This is a genomic window from Pseudomonas urmiensis, from assembly GCF_014268815.2.
GTDB lineage: Bacteria > Pseudomonadota > Gammaproteobacteria > Pseudomonadales > Pseudomonadaceae > Aquipseudomonas > Aquipseudomonas urmiensis.
In genome coordinates, this window is record NZ_JABWRE020000001.1 from 1,615,107 (window position 1) to 1,631,803 (window position 16,697).

The 16,697-nt window shown below is 63.4% G+C and carries 15 protein-coding genes; 9 read left to right on the forward strand and 6 right to left on the reverse strand.

What is annotated here, in order from left to right; genetic code table 11:
* Positions 1 to 50: 50 nt before the first annotated feature.
* Positions 51 to 521, reverse strand: coding sequence for a FecR domain-containing protein (locus HU737_RS07135; protein WP_186553582.1), 471 nt, complete (start codon positions 519 to 521; stop codon positions 51 to 53).
* 182 nt (positions 522 to 703) lie between these two features.
* Between HU737_RS07135 and tam the strand changes: the two genes are divergently transcribed.
* Complete coding sequence (tam, locus tag HU737_RS07140; RefSeq protein WP_186553581.1) at positions 704 to 1,480, forward strand: trans-aconitate 2-methyltransferase; 777 nt, start codon at positions 704 to 706, stop codon at positions 1,478 to 1,480.
* Here tam and HU737_RS07145 read toward each other — a convergent pair.
* Both HU737_RS07145 and HU737_RS07150 read right to left on the reverse strand, forming a co-directional pair.
* Entirely contained in the window at positions 1,477 to 1,839 is a 363-nt protein-coding gene (locus HU737_RS07145; RefSeq protein ID WP_186553580.1) for a DUF2784 domain-containing protein, read from the reverse strand. The two genes, tam and HU737_RS07145, sit on opposite strands and share 4 nt — an antisense overlap.
* Positions 1,840 to 2,099: 260 nt before the next feature.
* Positions 2,100 to 2,969 (reverse strand): LysR substrate-binding domain-containing protein, encoded by an 870-nt coding sequence (locus HU737_RS07150; protein WP_186553579.1) that lies wholly within the window; start codon positions 2,967 to 2,969, stop codon positions 2,100 to 2,102.
* Positions 2,970 to 3,229: 260 nt separating this feature from the next.
* Here HU737_RS07150 and HU737_RS07155 point away from each other — a divergent pair, with 260 nt between their 5' ends.
* The 5 genes from HU737_RS07155 (at position 3,230) to HU737_RS07175 (ending at position 9,434) form a co-directional block, all read left to right on the forward strand.
* Complete coding sequence (locus HU737_RS07155; RefSeq protein WP_186553578.1) at positions 3,230 to 4,546, forward strand: MFS transporter; 1,317 nt, start codon at positions 3,230 to 3,232, stop codon at positions 4,544 to 4,546.
* A gap of 14 nt (positions 4,547 to 4,560) precedes the next feature.
* Entirely contained in the window at positions 4,561 to 5,952 is a 1,392-nt protein-coding gene (locus HU737_RS07160; RefSeq protein WP_186553577.1) for an FAD-dependent oxidoreductase, read from the forward strand.
* 110 nt (positions 5,953 to 6,062) lie between these two features.
* On the forward strand, positions 6,063 to 6,776 hold the full coding sequence (locus HU737_RS07165; protein ID WP_186553576.1) for a YebC/PmpR family DNA-binding transcriptional regulator: 714 nt from the start codon (positions 6,063 to 6,065) through the stop codon (positions 6,774 to 6,776).
* 110 nt (positions 6,777 to 6,886) lie between these two features.
* Entirely contained in the window at positions 6,887 to 7,831 is a 945-nt protein-coding gene (locus HU737_RS07170; RefSeq protein WP_186553575.1) for a LysR family transcriptional regulator, read from the forward strand.
* A gap of 190 nt (positions 7,832 to 8,021) precedes the next feature.
* On the forward strand, positions 8,022 to 9,434 hold the full coding sequence (locus HU737_RS07175; protein ID WP_186553574.1) for a DOPA decarboxylase: 1,413 nt from the start codon (positions 8,022 to 8,024) through the stop codon (positions 9,432 to 9,434).
* 35 nt (positions 9,435 to 9,469) lie between these two features.
* Here HU737_RS07175 and HU737_RS07180 read toward each other — a convergent pair whose 3' ends face one another.
* Positions 9,470 to 10,843 (reverse strand): MFS transporter, encoded by a 1,374-nt coding sequence (locus tag HU737_RS07180; protein ID WP_186553573.1) that lies wholly within the window; start codon positions 10,841 to 10,843, stop codon positions 9,470 to 9,472.
* A gap of 505 nt (positions 10,844 to 11,348) precedes the next feature.
* On the opposite strand from HU737_RS07180, the gene quiC reads away from it, so the two are divergent.
* Complete coding sequence (quiC, locus tag HU737_RS07185; protein ID WP_186553572.1) at positions 11,349 to 13,256, forward strand: 3-dehydroshikimate dehydratase QuiC; 1,908 nt, start codon at positions 11,349 to 11,351, stop codon at positions 13,254 to 13,256.
* 222 nt (positions 13,257 to 13,478) lie between these two features.
* Entirely contained in the window at positions 13,479 to 14,150 is a 672-nt protein-coding gene (locus HU737_RS07190) for a TetR/AcrR family transcriptional regulator (protein WP_186553571.1), read from the forward strand.
* A gap of 6 nt (positions 14,151 to 14,156) precedes the next feature.
* On the opposite strand, the gene HU737_RS07195 is transcribed toward HU737_RS07190, so the two are convergent.
* Positions 14,157 to 15,164 (reverse strand): GlxA family transcriptional regulator, encoded by a 1,008-nt coding sequence (locus HU737_RS07195; protein ID WP_186553570.1) that lies wholly within the window; start codon positions 15,162 to 15,164, stop codon positions 14,157 to 14,159.
* Positions 15,165 to 15,426: 262 nt separating this feature from the next.
* On the opposite strand from HU737_RS07195, the gene HU737_RS07200 reads away from it, so the two are divergent.
* Entirely contained in the window at positions 15,427 to 15,897 is a 471-nt protein-coding gene (locus HU737_RS07200; RefSeq protein WP_186553569.1) for an FAD/FMN-containing dehydrogenase, read from the forward strand.
* Between the two features lie 12 nt (positions 15,898 to 15,909).
* Here the strand turns inward: HU737_RS07200 and HU737_RS07205 are convergent, their stop codons facing one another.
* A complete protein-coding gene (locus HU737_RS07205) occupies positions 15,910 to 16,659 on the reverse strand; it encodes an SIR2 family NAD-dependent protein deacylase (RefSeq protein WP_186553568.1) in 750 nt (249 codons plus the stop codon).
* Positions 16,660 to 16,697 lie beyond the last annotated feature (38 nt).

A 16,697-nucleotide genomic window follows, 5' to 3' on the forward strand; every position in this document is an offset into this window, starting at 1 on the left:
TTGACGTCGGCCGGTTCCCGCAAGGGGCCGGCCGCGTTTGTTTGTGGGCGCTAATTGTGAGGGTGTTCAGGGCCTGCCTGGTCGAAGCGCAGTTGCTGGCCGGCGTTCAGGTGCAGGCGTTGGCCAGCGCTGTCGAGTTCGGCGCTTCCGTTGAGCAGGGTGATGTGTGAACGCTTGGCATCGCGCTCAAGCTTCAGGTTAGCGTCTTGGGTGGCGAGGGTGCCGTGCTCGGTGACGAGCATGAAAGGTCGGCTATCGGTCGCAGAAACGTGCAGTGACAGGCTGCCTTGCAACAGTGTCACGCGGCGTTGCACCGGGTCGAATTCGACGTCTACCGCGCTGTCCGCTGCCAGGTGCAACAGGCTGCCATCTTCCAGCTGGCGGGTCAGTTGCTGGTCGTTGCTGGTACGCAGGTCGGCCAGTTCGAAGGGTTGGTTCATCCATGGCGAGCCGAGCAGGGCGGCGGCGCCGATCAGGGCGAGGATGGCCAGGGGCAGGGCTAGGCGTTGCTTGCTGATCATGGTGGGCGGTGATCCTGGTTATTTTTTGCAATGACCTGAGAGCGGCGCTGGCAGTTCCGGCCTGATCGCGGGGCAAGCCCGCTCCCACGCAGTCGGCTAGGAGGCAGGGCTAACGTGGGCTGCCCCGCGAAGCGGGCGTATATGGCTTATGCTAGACGCATTGTCCGCCTAAGGAGTTCGCCATGGCCTGGTCCGCCAACCAATATTCCCTGTTCGAAGACGAACGTACCCGCGCCGTGCGCGACTTGCTGGCCGCAGTCCCTCCTTGTTCGGTTCACCATGCCACTGATTTGGGCTGCGGGCCGGGCAATTCCACCGAAGTGTTGTTGCAGCGCTACCCCGATGCCCAGGTCCTGGCGCTGGACAGTGATCCAGACATGATCGCCAAGGCCAAGGAGCGCCCACGCCTGGGCGTGCCGCGAGTGCGCTGCGAGATCGGCGACATCGCCAGTTGGACTGCCCACAAACCTCAAGAGCTGATTCTCGCCAACGCATCGTTGCAGTGGGTGCCAAGCCACGGCACGCTCTATCCGCACCTGATCGAGCAGCTAAGCCAAGGTGGCAGCTTGGCCGTGCAGACCCCGGACAACCTCGACGAACCGGCCCATCGCCAGTTGCGCGAGATCGCCAGCCGTGGCCCGTGGGCGGACAAGTTCGCCGACTTCGCGCTGCCGCCGCGGCACAACGCCGGCTTCTACTACGACTTGCTGAGCCCGCTGTGCGCGCGGGTGGATGTCTGGCGCACCACCTATCACCATCCGCTGGCAGGCGGTGCAGAAGCGGTGGTGGAGTGGTTCAAGGGCTCGGCCTTGCGTCCGTACCTGGCGCGGTTGGACGAGGCTGAACAGAAGGACTTCTTGCAGTTGTACCTACAGGCCATGCAAAAGGACTATCCGCCAGCGACCGATGGCAAGGTGCTGCTGGCGTTCCCGCGTTTGTTCGTGGTCGCTACCCGCTAGCGGCGCCAGCGCCAGATCACGTAGCCGTACACGCCGAGGTTGAGCAGCAGGACGATCAGGCCGAGGCCGATCTGAATTTGCGGTGTCAGTCCGGCGGGGTAGATCAGTGGCCAGATGTAGTGCTCGATGAAGCCGCCCTGGTAGCCGGCGTCGCCTGCGGCGGCGCGCATGCGGTTTTCCCAGTCGGTCAGTGGGCATTCCAGGTGCAGACATTCCACGGCCAGGCCCCAGGCTACGGCGGGCAGGTGGATCAGCAGGGCAGCGCGCCATTTGAGCACCAGCAGGCCGCCGAACAACACCAGCAGAATGAAGGCAAGATGCAGCAGGACCAAGGTGTCAGCGCTTAAGCGATAGAGCATGATATGGGGTCTTGGTGGGCGAGTGGATCCCTAGCATAGGCTGTTTGCTAGAGCGCCTGTACCGGCCTCTTCGCGGGCAAGCCCGCTCCCACAGGGATTGGCGTTGTGGCAGCGGGCTGTGTTGGGGCAGTCATGGCCTGTTTGCGGGCAAGCCCGCTGTCACAGGGGTTGGTGTTGTGGCAGCGGGCAGTGTTGGGTCAGTCATGCCTCTTCGCGGGCTTGTCGGGGCGCCGAACCGCCGCGAAGGGGCCGGTGGGCCATCACAAATCTTCCTGAACCATCTGCAGGAAAGTCGCCACCACCCGCCGCGTACGCTGTTCACTCAAGCACACCAGCGTTTCGGTCAGATGCCGCTGACAATCTATGATCGGCAACGCGCACACCCGAGCATCCGCGCCAAACTCCGCCGCCGAAACCACGCCCACGCCAATCCCCACCACCACCGCCTCGCGCGCTGCCTCGCGGCCTTCTACCTGGATCGCCGGGCGGATACGCAAGCCTGCTCGCTGCATTTCCTCTTCCAGCGTCTGGCGAGTCACCGAGCCGGGCTCGCGTAGCACCAGCGGTGTGTCATCCAGGTCAGCCAGGTTGATCGCGCCACGGCTGGCCCACGGATGGTTGTGCGAAACGAACGCCACCATCGGGTCGCGGCGCATCGGCACGCAGTACAAGCGCTCGTCGTCGACATCGCGACCGAGCAGGGCGAGATCGGCCTGGTAGCTGAACAATCGGGCCAGGGATTCGTCAGTGTTACCCGTCTCGATCTTTACCTGGATCCCCGGATAACGCTGGCAGAAACGAGCAATCTGCGGCAGCACGTGCACAGGTGCATCCACCGCCAGCACCAGGCTGCCGGTGTGAAGGGCGCGAGAGTCCTGCAGCAACTCGACCGCCTCGGCCTCGCAGGCGAACAACCGTTGCGTCACGCCCAGCAAACGTTCGCCCAGGTCAGTCAGTTGTACCGAACGCTTGTTGCGGTGAAACAGCAGCACGCCGAAGCGCTCCTCCAGTTTACGCACTTGATCGGAGACCGCCGGTTGGGTCAGGAACAGTTTTTCCGCAGCGCGGGTAAAGCTGCCGTGCTCGGCGACTGCGTGAAAGGCCTTGAGTTGAGCCTGGGAAACCGACATACCGCCTCCAGTAACAAGCTGAGCTTATGTGTGAAATACGATAAATCGATTTTTGTTATCAGTCAGCACCTGTTTCCATACCCTTCAACCTCAAGGCGCTGCCATAAGCAGCCCTGAGCGGCCATGGCAGCACGCGGTCACGCCAGACTGCTGCGCCATCTGACCCATGACGGGCCACCGTCATGCAGTGCGCAACACAACAACAAGACAGGCGTTTTTTCACATTCTGCCGGCACACTTGAGCAAGAGGTCAGACTCACATGAATCAATCCCTAGCGGCGATCAAACGCTGGCGTGTCCAGATTTTCGCCATTACCTGGCTGGCCTACGCCGCCTTCTACTTCACCCGCAAGGCCTTCTCGGTGGCCAAGCTTGGCATTGGTGAAGACCCAAGCTTCATGCTCGACAAGGCCGCGATGGCCAACCTCGACGCAATCTACCTGGCCGCCTACGCGGTGGGGCAGTTCACCTGGGGCATGCTCGCCGACCGCTTCGGCCCGCGCGTGGTGGTGCTCGGCGGGCTGCTGATTTCGGCGGCGGCGGCGGTGGTGATGGGCAGCTACGCGACCTTCCCGATCTTCGCCACCTGCATGCTGATCCAAGGCCTGGCGCAGTCCACCGGCTGGGCGGGGCTGTGCAAGAACATCGGTAGTTTCTTCCCGTCTTCCCAGCGCGGCCGGGTGCTCGGGCTGTGGAGCTCGTGCTACGCCTTCGGCGGCCTGGTGGCCTCGCCATTCGCCGGTTGGTGGGCGTATACCCTGGTTGGTAGCTGGCATGCGGCGTTCTTCTCCAGTGCCGCAGTGGTGGCTGCAGTGGCGCTGCTGTTCTTCATCTTCCAGCGCAACAAACCTGAGGATGTCGGCTTGCCTGCGGTGGAGCCAGAGCCGCAAAGCATGTCGCCGGGCTCGAACCTGTGCAGCGTGTGGGCGCCGCTGCGCGAGATCCTGCGCAACCGCACCGTGCTGACCCTGGGCCTGGCGTACTTTTTGTTGAAGCCTGCGCGCTACGCCATTTTGCTCTGGGGGCCGGTGATCGTCTTCGAACAGATGCCGTCGGTGGGCAAGGTCGGCGCGGCGATCATTCCCACCGCCTTTGAGCTGGCCGGGTTGCTGGGGCCGATCATGATCGGCCTGGCCTCGGACAAACTGTTCGGCGCCCGGCGCATGCCGGCCTGCGTGATCAGCCTGTTGCTGCTGACTATCACCCTGGCGGCGTTCATGGCGGCGATGACCAGTGGCAGCGTGGTGTTGGTGGTGGCCTTGCTGTTCGTCATGGGCCTGACCCTGTATGGGCCAGACTCGATGATCAGCGGCGCCGCCGCCATCGATTTTGGCAGCGCCAAGGCCGGCGCCACCGCCGCAGGTTTCGTCAATGGCTGCGGCTCGGTCGGGGCGGTGCTCGGCGGTCTGCTGCCGGGGTATTTCGACAGCGTCACGGTGTTCATTGTCTTCGCCGGCTGCGCATTGTTCTCCGCCCTGGTCCTGCTGCCGCACTGGAACAGCCGCCCGGCCAGCGCCGAACAGGCCAGCGACGTGGCACCCAATACCAGCATGGCGATCAAGCCACTGCGTACTTAAAGGAAAGCGAGTAGATGAGACCGTTCTGGCTGCAACAGGCCCTGGAGCAGGAAAGCGAGGCGCTGTGTCCGCCGCTGACAGGCGATCAGCGTTGCGATGTGTGCATTGTCGGCGGCGGTTATACCGGGCTGTGGACTGCGCTGATGATCAAGGAGCAGGCGCCGCAACTGGATGTGCTGCTGATCGAGGCCGACATCTGCGGCGCCGGCGCCAGTGGTCGCAATGGCGGCTGCGCGCTGTCCTGGTCGGCCAAGTACTTCACCCTGGCGCGGTTGTTCGGCACGGCCGAGGCGGTGCGCCTGGTGCAGGAGTCCGAGCGCAGTATCGCCGCCATCGGCGAGTATTGCGCGGCCAATGGCATCCAGTGCGACTTCCGCATGGACGGCACCCTCTACACCGCCAGCAACCTGGCGCAGATGGGCAGCACCGATGCGGTGATCGCTGCGCTGACGCAGCAGGGCATCAACTCGTTCCAGCGCCTGGCAGTGGAGCAGGTGCAGCGCTTGGCTGGCTCGACGCGTCACCTGGAGGGCTGGTACTCGCCAGCCGCGGCCACCGTTCAGCCGGGGCGCTTGGTGCGCGGCTTGCGCCGGGTCGCGCTGCAGCGCGGTGTGCGGATATTTGAAGGTACCGCCATGACTGGCCTGGAACATGGCGCACCGGTGCAGGTGCGCACCCAGCGCGGGACGATCAAGGCCGACCGGGTAGTGCTAGGCATGAACGCCTGGATGGCCCGGGCATTTGCTCAGTTCGAGCGCAGCGTGGCGATTGTTTCCAGCGACATGGTAATCACCGAGCCGTGTCCTGAACTGTTGCGTGACATTGGCCTGGACAGCGGGATCAGCGTGCTCGATTCGCGGATTTTCGTGCACTACTACCACAACACCAGCGATGGCCGGCTGATGCTTGGCAAGGGTGGCAATACCTTCGCCTATGGCGGGCGCATGCTGCCGGTGTTCGACCAGCCGTCGCCTTACCTGCCATTGCTGCGCGAAAGCCTCAGCGAGTTCTTCCCGGCCCTGGCCGAGGTGCCACTGGCGGCCAGCTGGAACGGGCCGTCGGATCGCTCGGTGACCGGCTTGCCGTTCTTTGGCCGGTTGGATGGGCAAGGCAACGTGTTTTATGGCTTTGGCTACTCCGGCAGCGGCGTTGGCCCCTGTCACATGGGCGGGCAGATCTTGTCGTCGCTGGCGTTGGGGCTGGACAACCCGTGGACCCGCTCACCGCTGGTCAAGGGGCCGCTGGGTTTGTTCCCGCCCGAACCCATCCGCTACCTGGGCTCGCTGATGGTGCGAAACGCCATCCGCCGCAAAGAGCGCGCCGAGGACCGTGGCCTGCGCCCGCGCCATCTGGATGTGCGCCTGGCGCGATTTGCCGCAGCGGCGGGTAAGGCTGATAAAGCCTGATGGCGCTGGCACAACAAGCTCTTGTCGCCCATCGCTGCGAGGGCGTATAAACTGCACCCACTTTGGCCGGTCGCTTCCTGAACCGGCCGCCTGAAACAAAGAGAGTCGACATGGGCGCACAGTGGAAAGCCAAACATAAAGAAGCCGCAGCCAACGCCAAAGGCAAGATCATGGGCAAGCTGGCCAAGGAAATTCAGATCGCGGCCAAGTCGGGCGCTGATCCAGACATGAACCCGCGCCTGCGCCTGGCAGTGGAGCAGGCCAAGAAAGCCTCGATGACCCGCGAGACCCTGGAACGGGCCATTCGCAAGGGTGCAGGCCTGGATGGCGATGCGGTGCAGTACACCGCAGTCACCTACGAAGGCTTTGCCCCGCATCAGGTGCCGCTGATCGTCGAGTGCCTGACCGACAACGTCAACCGCACCGTTGCCCAGATCCGCGTGCTGTTCCGTAAAGGCCAGTTGGGTGCCAGCGGTTCGGTGGCCTGGGACTTCAACCATGTCGGCCTGATCGAGGCGACCCCGGTCAACCCTGATTCGGATCCGGAAATGGCCGCTATCGAAGCCGGTGCCCAGGACTTCGAGGAAGGCGAAGAAGAGGGCTCGACCCTGTTCATCACCGACACCACCGACCTGGATGCCGTGCAAAAGGCCCTGCCTGAGCAAGGCTTCACCGTGACCTCGGCGAAGATCGGCTACACGCCGAAGAACCCGGTCAGCGCCGCTAGCCTGAGTGCTGAGGCGCTGGAAGAGGTCGAAGCGTTCCTGGCGGCGATCGACGAGAACGAAGACGTGCAGAACGTCTATGTCGGCCTGACTGACTGATCTGTGCTCGGGTCCGCGTTGCGGCCCAATCGCGGGACAAGCCCGCTCCTACAGTAGGAGCGGGCTTATCCCGCGATTGAACTTTTGCGAACACCGCCCAGAGCTGCTTCATGAACCCCACCTTCGCCTCCCTCAGCCTGGCCCACCTGCGCACCCTCGATTGCCTGCTGCAGCTGAAAAACCTCAGCCACGCCGCCGAGCGCCTGGGCTGTAGCCAATCGGCCCTGAGCCGCCAACTCGCCCATCTGCGCGAAGCCTTCGATGACCCCCTGCTGGTACGCCAGGGGCGTGGTTACGTGCTCAGCGAATACGCCCAGGCACTGGTCGAGCCACTGCGCCAGGTGCTTGAAGAGCTCAACGCCTTGCGCCAGCCGGTCACTTTCGACCCGGCCCGCTGCGAGCGGCGCTTCTGCCTGGCCGCCTCGGACTACGTCGCCGAGCACATGCTGCCGCTGCTGGTGGCGGCGCTGGAGCGCGAGGCGCCGGGCGTGTCGCTGGAGTACCGGACCTGGCAGGCCGGGCAATACGCCTTGCTCGCCAGTGGTGAGATCGACCTGGCGACGACCTTGTTCGACGAGTCGCCGGCCAACCTGCATGGGCGCCTGTTGGGCGAAGACCGGGCGGTGTGCCTGATGCGTCACGACCATCCACTGGCGGCGCAGCAGGTGCTCGATCAAGACGCTTACCTGAGCTTCAAGCATGTGCGCATTTCCGGCGGCGGTGACAAGGACAGCTTCATCGACCGGCACCTGCGTGGCCAAGGCTTGCAGCGGCGGATCAGCCTGGAGGTGCCGTTCTTTTCCGCCACCGTGCAGGTGATCGCCAACAGCCAGGCACTGGCCACCGTGCCCGAACATATTGCCCGGCAGCTGTGCCGGTTGCATGAACTGGCCTGGCGGCCGCTGGGTTTTGTTGACCACACCCAGCGCTACTGGGTGGTCTGGCATCAGCGCCTGCAGGCGTCGGCCGAGCACCGCTGGCTACGTAACCGGGTGTTCGAGTTGTGGCGTCAGTCGCAGTTCGGGGTACAGGGCGGGCATGCGCCTTTGCCATAGGAGCTATGCGCGAAGTGGGGTTCTTGCTGTGCGGCCAGGGGCCTAGACTGGGCTGAGTGTGGCGTCAGTGAAGGCCCTATCGCGGGGCACGCCCGCTGCTACAGGATGTGCGCAATGTCTGTAGAAGCAGGCTTGCCCGCGATAGGGCCGGCACTGACAACGCTAATTCAGCCTGCCAAGGAGACCGCGCGTGACCCCGGAACAATTTCGCCAGTATGGCCACCAACTGATCGACCTGATTGCCGACTACCGCCAAACCGTTGGCGAACGCCCAGTCATGGCCCAGGTCGAGCCCGGCTACCTCAAGGCCGCTTTGCCGAGCGCGGCGCCGCAACAGGGCGAGCCGTTCGAAGCGATCCTGGATGACGTCAACCAACTGCTCATGCCCGGCCTGTCGCATTGGCAGCACCCGGATTTCTATGGCTACTTCCCCTCCAACGGCACCCTGTCGTCAGTACTCGGCGACTTCCTCAGCACCGGTCTTGGCGTGCTGGGCCTGTCCTGGCAATCGAGCCCTGCGTTGAGCGAGCTGGAGGAGACCACCCTCGACTGGCTGCGCCAGCTGCTGGGCCTGTCGAACCAGTGGAGCGGGGTGATCCAGGACACTGCCTCGACCAGCACCCTGGTGGCGTTGATCTGCGCCCGCGAGCGCGCCAGCGATTTCGCCCTGACCCGCGGTGGCCTGCAGGCCCAGGCCAAACCACTGATCATCTACGTCAGCGCCCATGCGCACAGCTCGGTGGATAAAGCGGCGCTGCTAGCAGGCTTTGGTCGCGAGAATATCCGCCTGATCCCCACCGACGAGCGCTTCGCCATGCTGCCCGAGGCGCTCAGCGCGGCCATCGAGCAAGACGTTGCCGACGGTAACCAGCCGTGCGCCGTAGTCGCGACCACTGGCACCACGACCACCACCGCGCTCGATCCGCTGGCCGCGATTGGTGCCATTACCCAAGCCCACAGCTTGTGGCTGCACGTGGATTCGGCGATGGCCGGCTCGGCAATGATCCTGCCGGAGTGCCGCTGGATGTGGGACGGCATCGAGCTGGCCGATTCGGTGGTGGTCAACGCCCACAAGTGGCTGGGTGTAGCGTTCGACTGCTCGATCTACTACGTGCGTGATCCGCAGCACCTGATCCGGGTGATGAGCACCAACCCGAGCTACCTGCAATCGGCGGTCGACGGTGAAGTGAAGAACCTGCGCGATTGGGGTATCCCGTTGGGGCGGCGGTTCCGTGCCTTGAAACTGTGGTTCATGCTGCGCAGTGAAGGCGTCGAGGCCTTGCAGCAGCGCCTGCGCCGTGATCTGGACAATGCCCGTTGGCTGGCCGAGCAGGTGCAGCAGGCGCCCGAGTGGGAAGTGTTGGCGCCGGTGCAATTGCAGACGCTGTGCATTCGCCATCGGCCTAGTGGGTTGGAGCAGCAGGCACTGGATGCGCATACCCGGGCCTGGGCAGAGCGGCTCAATGCTTCGGGGCAGGCTTATGTGACACCTGCGACGCTGGAAGGGCAGTGGATGGTACGGGTGTCGGTGGGAGCGTTGCCGACCGAGCGGGGGGATGTGGAGCGGTTGTGGGCCAACTTGCAGGACGTTGTTCGTGGCTAAAAGTGCTGGGGCCGCAAAGCGGCCCCAATACTCGGTTAGTGGGTTGCTACGTTCAGGCTGCTCTTGCGGCTAGCCTCATATACGGCTTTCTCCATTGGCTTGGCCTCGGGGTTGCCCAGGTCCTCCATCGCCAGTCGATGGGTCTCCGGCGCCAGGTACGCAGCAAAGGCGCAGATGCAGGTGATAAAGAACGCCAGGCTACCGACCACCAGCCAGATGTTGTCCGAACCCGGTGGCGCGATGGCGGCGAACAGCGCTGGCAGCATGGCGGTGAGCATGGTGCCGACGTTCTGCGCAATGGCCATGGCCGATACCCGGTAGCGGGTATGGAACAGCTCTGGGTAGAAGCTTGGGAACACCGCGTTGTAACCCTGGTAGACCATGCCCCACATCAGGATCGAGGCGGCGAATGCCAATGGCACGTTCTGGATGCTGATCGCATACAGATAGACGAACGCCAGCAGACCCGAGCCCAGGCACCCGGCAATCATGGTCGGGCGGCGGCCGATCTTGTCCGATAGGTTGCCAATGAACGGAATCACCAAGACCGCGACGATATTGCCCACCACCGGAATCCACAGGTACACGCTCTTGTCGAAGCCGATGCCATAGGCCGGCTGTACCGCATAGGCTGCGCCAAAGATGGTGGCAACTACCGGGATCACGTTCATCAGGGCCATGAACATCACCAGCACCATGTGCTTCCAGCTGTGGCGGAAGGCTTCGCTGATCGGCGACTTGGCCACCTTGTCCTGCTTCTCTTCCTGGACGAATGCGGGGGTCTCGTGCACTTCCTTACGGATGATGAAACCGGCCACCAGCACCAGTGCGCTCATCAGGAACGGAATCCGCCAGCCCCATTCGTTGAAGGCTTCGCTAGGCATGAAATAGGCCAGTGGCAGGAATACCGCCGCCGCCATCACCTGGCCGGCTTGCACGCCCTGCAGGGTGTAGCTGGCGTAGTAGCCACGTCGACCGAACGGCGCATGCTCCATGATCATCGAACTGGCCCCGGAGATTTCTCCAGCGACGGCAAAGCCCTGCACCAGGCGCAGCAGCACCAGGATGATCGGCGCCAGGATGCCAATGTCGTGGTAAGTCGGCAGCAGGCCCACGGCCATGGTCGACAGGCCCATGAGGAACATGCACAACAGCAAGACGTTTTTGCGCCCGCGGGTATCACCCCAGTGACCCAGCACGAAGGCGCCCACTGGGCGCGCCAGGTAGCCGACGCCGTAGGTCGCCAGCGAGGCGATGATGGCCATTTTCGGGTCGACTGAGGGGAAGAAGATCTGCGGGAAAATCAGCGCCGCAGCCTGGGCGTAGATGAAGAAGTCGTAGTACTCGAGAGCCGAGCCTATCCACCCGCTGGCAGTCGCTTTCTTGGCTTGGGAGCTAGAGTGAGCCATCGTTGTCTCCGTTGTTCTTGTAAGTCTGCAGACGGTGCCACGCGCACGGCCGAAGGCCGCGGTGAAGCACTGTGCGATCAGTATTGGGAGTGGTTTCAGCGCAAGGCGCACGATCGCAAACGAGGTCTGCGTAGAGAGGACGAACGAGCAGGTGCGGATCGCAGGGCGAGGGAGGTGTGCATAGGTCGTTACCCGATTTATTGAACTTATTATGTTGTGACGCTGGGCTGGTCAAGACAGGATCCGCCGAACGTTCGGCAGGGCAGGGAGCGCCGGTGGATCGCCTGTGCTGCGATTCATGGTTGCCCAGTGCTGGGCGCCGATCAATTCGCAAAATTCGCTTTTGTTCGGTAATCGAACAAAAACTAACTGTTCCGTACAAAATGAATTGCTGAGCCGACTTTACCTGCGAATAATCGATCGTGCCAGGAACCCGCCGCGGTTTTCGGCTTTGTCGTATTCGCGCAGTTGTCCTGGCTGCGCTCCAATAACAAGGAACTCCAGCATGCAGCGTTCGATTGCCACCGTGTCCTTGAGCGGCACCCTGCCGGAAAAGCTCGAAGCCATCGCCGCAGCCGGCTTTGACGGCGTCGAGATCTTCGAAAACGATCTGCTTTACTACGCCGGCAGCCCGCGCGAGATTCGCCAGATGTGTGCCGACCTGGGTATCGCCATCACCCTGTTTCAGCCGTTTCGCGACTTCGAAGGCTGCCGCCGGGACCGGCTACAGAAAAACCTCGACCGCGCCGAACGCAAGTTCGACCTGATGCAGGAGCTGGGTACCGACCTGGTGCTGGTGTGCAGCAACGTCCAGGCCGATGCCCTGGGCGATGAACAGCTGCTGGTAGATGACTTGCGCCTGCTGGCCGAACACGCAGGCGCCCGAGGTTTGCGCATTGGCTACGAAGCCTTGGCCTGGGGCCGTCACGTCAACACCTATCAGCAGGTGTGGAACCTGGTCCGCCAGGCTGATCATCCGGCGCTTGGGGTGATCCTGGACAGTTTCCACACCTTGTCGCTCAAGGGCGACCCTCGCGCGATCGGCGACATTCCTGGCGACAAGATCTTCTTCGTGCAGATGGCCGATGCGCCGATCCTGGCCATGGACGTGCTGGAGTGGAGCCGGCATTTCCGCTGCTTCCCGGGGCAAGGTGAAATGGACCTGGCGGGGTTCCTTGCGCCAATCCTGGCGACGGGTTATCGCGGGCCGTTGTCGCTGGAGATCTTCAACGATGGCTTCCGCGCCGCGCCGACCCGGCAGAACGCCGCCGATGGCCTGCGCTCACTGCTCTATCTGGAAGAAAAGACCCGTCTGCAATTGCAACGCGAGGCGCGAGCGGTAGAGCCCGATGTGCTGTTCGCCCCGCCGGCGGCCAGTGCCTATGATGGCGTTGAGTTCCTCGAATTTGCCGTCGACGAAGCGGTTGGTGCGCGTCTGGGCGGCTGGCTCAAGCGCCTGGGCTTTGCCGAGGCCGGGGCGCACCGCAGCAAGGGCGTGCGCTTGCTGCGCCAGGGCGATATCAACATCGTGCTCAATGCCGAGCCTTATTCGTTCGCGCATAACTTCTTCGAAGCCCACGGCCCTTCGCTGTGTGCCACTGCGTTACGGGTCAAGGATGGCCAAGCTGCGTTGCAGCGTGCCACCGCCTACCGGGGCCAGCCGTTCCGTGGCCTGGTCGGTCCTAACGAGCGAGAGATCCCCGCTGTCAGGGCGCCGGATGGCAGCCTGATCTACCTGGTGGAGCAGGCCGGGGCGGGGCAGACCATCTATGACAGTGATTTTCGTCTTGATGCTGGCAATGAGGCCACCGGTGGTCTGCAGCGTATCGATCACATGGCCCTGGCGTTGCCAGCCGAGTCGCTGGACAGCTGGGTGCTGTTCTACAAGAGCCTGTTCGACTTCGCCGCCGATGACGAGGTGGTGCTGCCCGACCCCTATGGCCTGGTCAAGAGCCGGGCGTTGCGCAGCCAGTGCGGCAGCCTGCGTTTGCCGCTGAACATTTCCGAGAACCGCAACACCGCCATCGCCCACGCACTGTCGAATTATCGTGGCTCAGGCGTGCACCACATCGCCTTCGATTGTGCGGACATCTTCCGCGAAGTAGCGCGCGCCAAAGAAGCAGGGGTGCCGTTGCTGGAGATCCCGCTGAACTACTACGACGACCTGGCCGCACGCTTTGATTTCGACGATGAGTTTCTCAGTGAGCTGGCGTACTACAACGTGCTGTACGACCGTGATGCCCAGGGCGGCGAGTTCTTCCACGTTTACACCGAGCCGTTCGAGGAGCGCTTCTTCTTCGAGATCATCCAGCGCAAGGGGGGATACGCAGGATACGGCGCGGCCAACGTCGCGGTACGCTTGGCGGCGATGGCCAAGGCGCGCAGCGGGGCGGCGCGTAGACTGGTGCTTTAAGGCCCGATGCGCGTTGGCTCGTTCGCGGGCAAGCCCGCTCCCACAGGGACCGAGTCGGTCACACAGCTTGCGCTGTGCAGGGACATGTGTGCGGGCTTGTCCGCGAAGAGGTCGGCACTGGCACTCTAAGATCCTGACCACTCGACCAACAGCGCGCTTCCCTGCTAGGTCCCACTCACGGATAATCCCTGGCTTATTCCAATAAACAGCCTGTGAGTGGGTATGAGTGATTCTGTAGTCAGCCTCGGCCAGCCTGCCATCGAAGGGGGGCGCAAGGCGCGCAAGAACAACCCTGAGAAGACCCGCGAGGACATCCTCCAGGCCGCCATCAGTGAGTTCGTCCAGCAGGGCCTGGCCGGCGCCCGGGTCGACGCCATCGCCGAGCGCACCGCCACCTCCAAGCGCATGATCTACTACTACTTCGGCAGCAAGGAGCAGCTGTACGTCGAGTGCCTGGTCAAGCTCTATGGAGACATTCGCAAAACCGAGCAGAACCTCGACATGGAGGCATTGCCGGCCGAGCAAGCGATCCGCCGCCTGGTCGAATTCACCTTCGATCACCATGATCGCAACGTCGATTTCGTGCGCATCGTCTGCACCGAGAACATTCACTACGGCGAATACGTCAAGCAAACCCCGGCCATTCGCGAAATGAGCAGCCTGGTCTTGCAGGCGTTGGCCAGGACCTTGCAACGGGGTGTCGAGGAAGGGGTGTTCCGTGCGGGCATCGAGGTCATCGACCTGCACATGCTGATGAGCTCGTTCTGCTTCTATCGGGTTTCCAACCGCCATACCTTCAGCGATATCTTCCAGATCGACCTGTCCGATGAACAGGTCAAGCAGCGCCACAAGCAGATGATCTGCGAAGCGGTGATCAACTACATCCGCGCCTGATCGCCGTCACTCGCCCAGCCGTTGCTCGCGCGACGGCGGGTAGCCGAAGTACGCCGCATAGCACTTGCTGAAGTGCGATACCGAGACAAAGCCACAGGCCACTGCCACTTCCATCACCGACAGGTCGGAGTACTGCAGCAAGCGCCGGCTCTTGGTGATGCGCAGCTCCATGTAGTAGCGCCGTGGCGAGGTGCCTAGCTGAGCCTGGAACAGGCGGTCGATCTGCCGCCGCGAGCGGCCGCTGTAGGCGGCGAGCTGGTCCAGGCTGAGGGTCTCTTCCAGGTTGTTTTCCATCAGCTCGACGATGGTCCGCAGGTGCAGGCTCATCGACTTCTTAGCCCCTGGCCCGACCTGGCGATAACGAGCGCCGGAGAACGACAGGATCTCCTCGACGCCTTCGGCCAGGGCGTCACCGTACAAGCGCCGTACCAGGCCAAGCATCAGCTCCATGGCGCCGTTGGGGCTGGCGGCGGTGAGGCGGTCGCGGTCCAAGGTGAAGCTTGCCGGGGTGATGCGTGTTTGCGGGCTGCGCTCGGCAAGGCTGGCGCGTTGTTCGGGGTGGATGCTGCAGCCATAGTCGGCCAGCACCCCAGCGCGGCCGAGGAACCAGGCGCCATTCCACAGCCCGCCCATGGCTAAGCCGTGCGCTGCGCAGTCATTGAGCAGACGGTCGAGTTCTGGATATTTGAGTGGGGTGCGCAGGCCGCCACAGATGACCAGTAGATCCAACGCTTTGAGCTCGGCAGGGTCGAGGTCGCTGGCGATCAGTTCCAGGCCCAGGTCACTGAGCACTCGCTCGCCATCCAGCGACAGCGGGGTAAAGCTGAAACTGTCGGCGCGCAGCAGGTTGGCGGTGACCAGCACGTCCATCGCCACGGTGAAACTGGCCATGGAGAAGTGTTCGAGCAAGACGAAATCGACCCGATATGGCTTGTGCGCCTCGCCTGTGGCGGACTTGAGCCGCAGCATGTTGCTGGTGCTGGTCTTCTTGCTGAAATGGCGTGGTGTGGGCACTGCGGACTCCGCTTCCTGGCTGGCTCGGGTGAGTGTGCTTGGGGGGCGGGGGAAAGACAACTGTGCCGGTGGCAGGGTGGTATTGGAGGTCGTGTTCAGGCAAGTCCTGGGCTTGGCAGTGCCGGCCCCTTAGCGGGTAAACCCGCGCAATCTCAACAGCAACGCGATCCCTGTAGGAGCGGGCTTGCCTGCGAACAGGCCGGCACTGCCAATATCCATTTTGTGCTTTATGCTGCCCCTCCCAAGCACCCGAGAACCCGCAATGAAATACGCCATCGCACTGCTGTTCGCCCTGCTACCGGTCCTGGCCCAGGCCTTGGAGACCGGCGACAAGCTCGCCCCCTGGACGCTGCCCGATCAACACGATCAGGCCTATAGCCTCGGCCCCAGCACGCGCATTTTGCTGGTAGCGCGCGATATGGACGGTGCCAAGCTGGTCAAGGCGGCCCTGGCCGAGCAGCCCCAGGGCTACCTTGAAGCCCGGGGCGCGGTGTTCGTGGCCGACATTCAACGTATGCCGGCGATCATCAGCAAGCTGTTCGCCATCCCGGCCATGCGCGACTACAGCTACCGCGTGCTGCTCGACCGCGATGGCCAGGTGGCCAGCCGCTATCCAGGCAAAGAGGGCCAGGTACTGTGGTTGCAGCTGGACAACGCCAGCCTGGTGGCGCAACAGGAGTACGCAGACGCCAACGCACTGAAGGCCGCCCTAGATCAGGCCAAGCGACCTTGAGGTCGTTTGCACTTAGCCGAATGCTTCTCTAAGCAGCTGCGGCAACAGCTCGCCCGCCTTGCCAGCGAGGGCAAACTCCCTGGCATGGCCAGCCCCTGTCACTTGCGGATTGATATGCACCACCCTGGCCCCGGCCTCAAGCGCCACGCCGGGGATCATCGCCGCCGGTTGCACCACGCCTGAGGTGCCGATCGACAGCAACAGGTCGCAATCGGCTGCCGCCAGAAATGCTTGGCTTAGCGCCTGCTCTGGCAGGTTCTCGCCAAACCACACCACCCCTGGTCGCAGCGGGCCGCCACAGGCGCTGCACAGCGGCGGCTCGATGCGCTTGCCGTCGCCAGCGCCCTCGGGCAGCTCCAGTACCGCGCCCGCTGGTCGCGCACAGTCAAAGCAACGCGCTGCATCCAACTGCCCGTGCAGGTGCAGGACATCCGCGCTGCCAGCGCGCTCATGCAGGTCATCGACATTCTGCGTGACCAAGGTCAGCTTCGGCACTCGCTGAGCGAGTTCGGCGATCGCCAGGTGCGCGGGGTTGGGCTGGGCCTGGGCAATGCCGGCCCGGCGCATCTCGTACCAACCCCAGATCAGCGCTGGATCGCGGCGAAAACCTTCGGCACTGGCCAACTCGGCCGGATCGAAACGCTCCCACAGGCCGGTGAGCTTGTCGCGAAAAGTGGCGATGCCGCTTTCGGCAGATACCCCGGCGCCGGTAAACACCACGATATGCCGGGCGCTGGCGAGCAGGCGAGGGTTGAAACGCATGCAAAGTCTCCAAGGTGCAGGGCAGAGCGGCTGTCCAC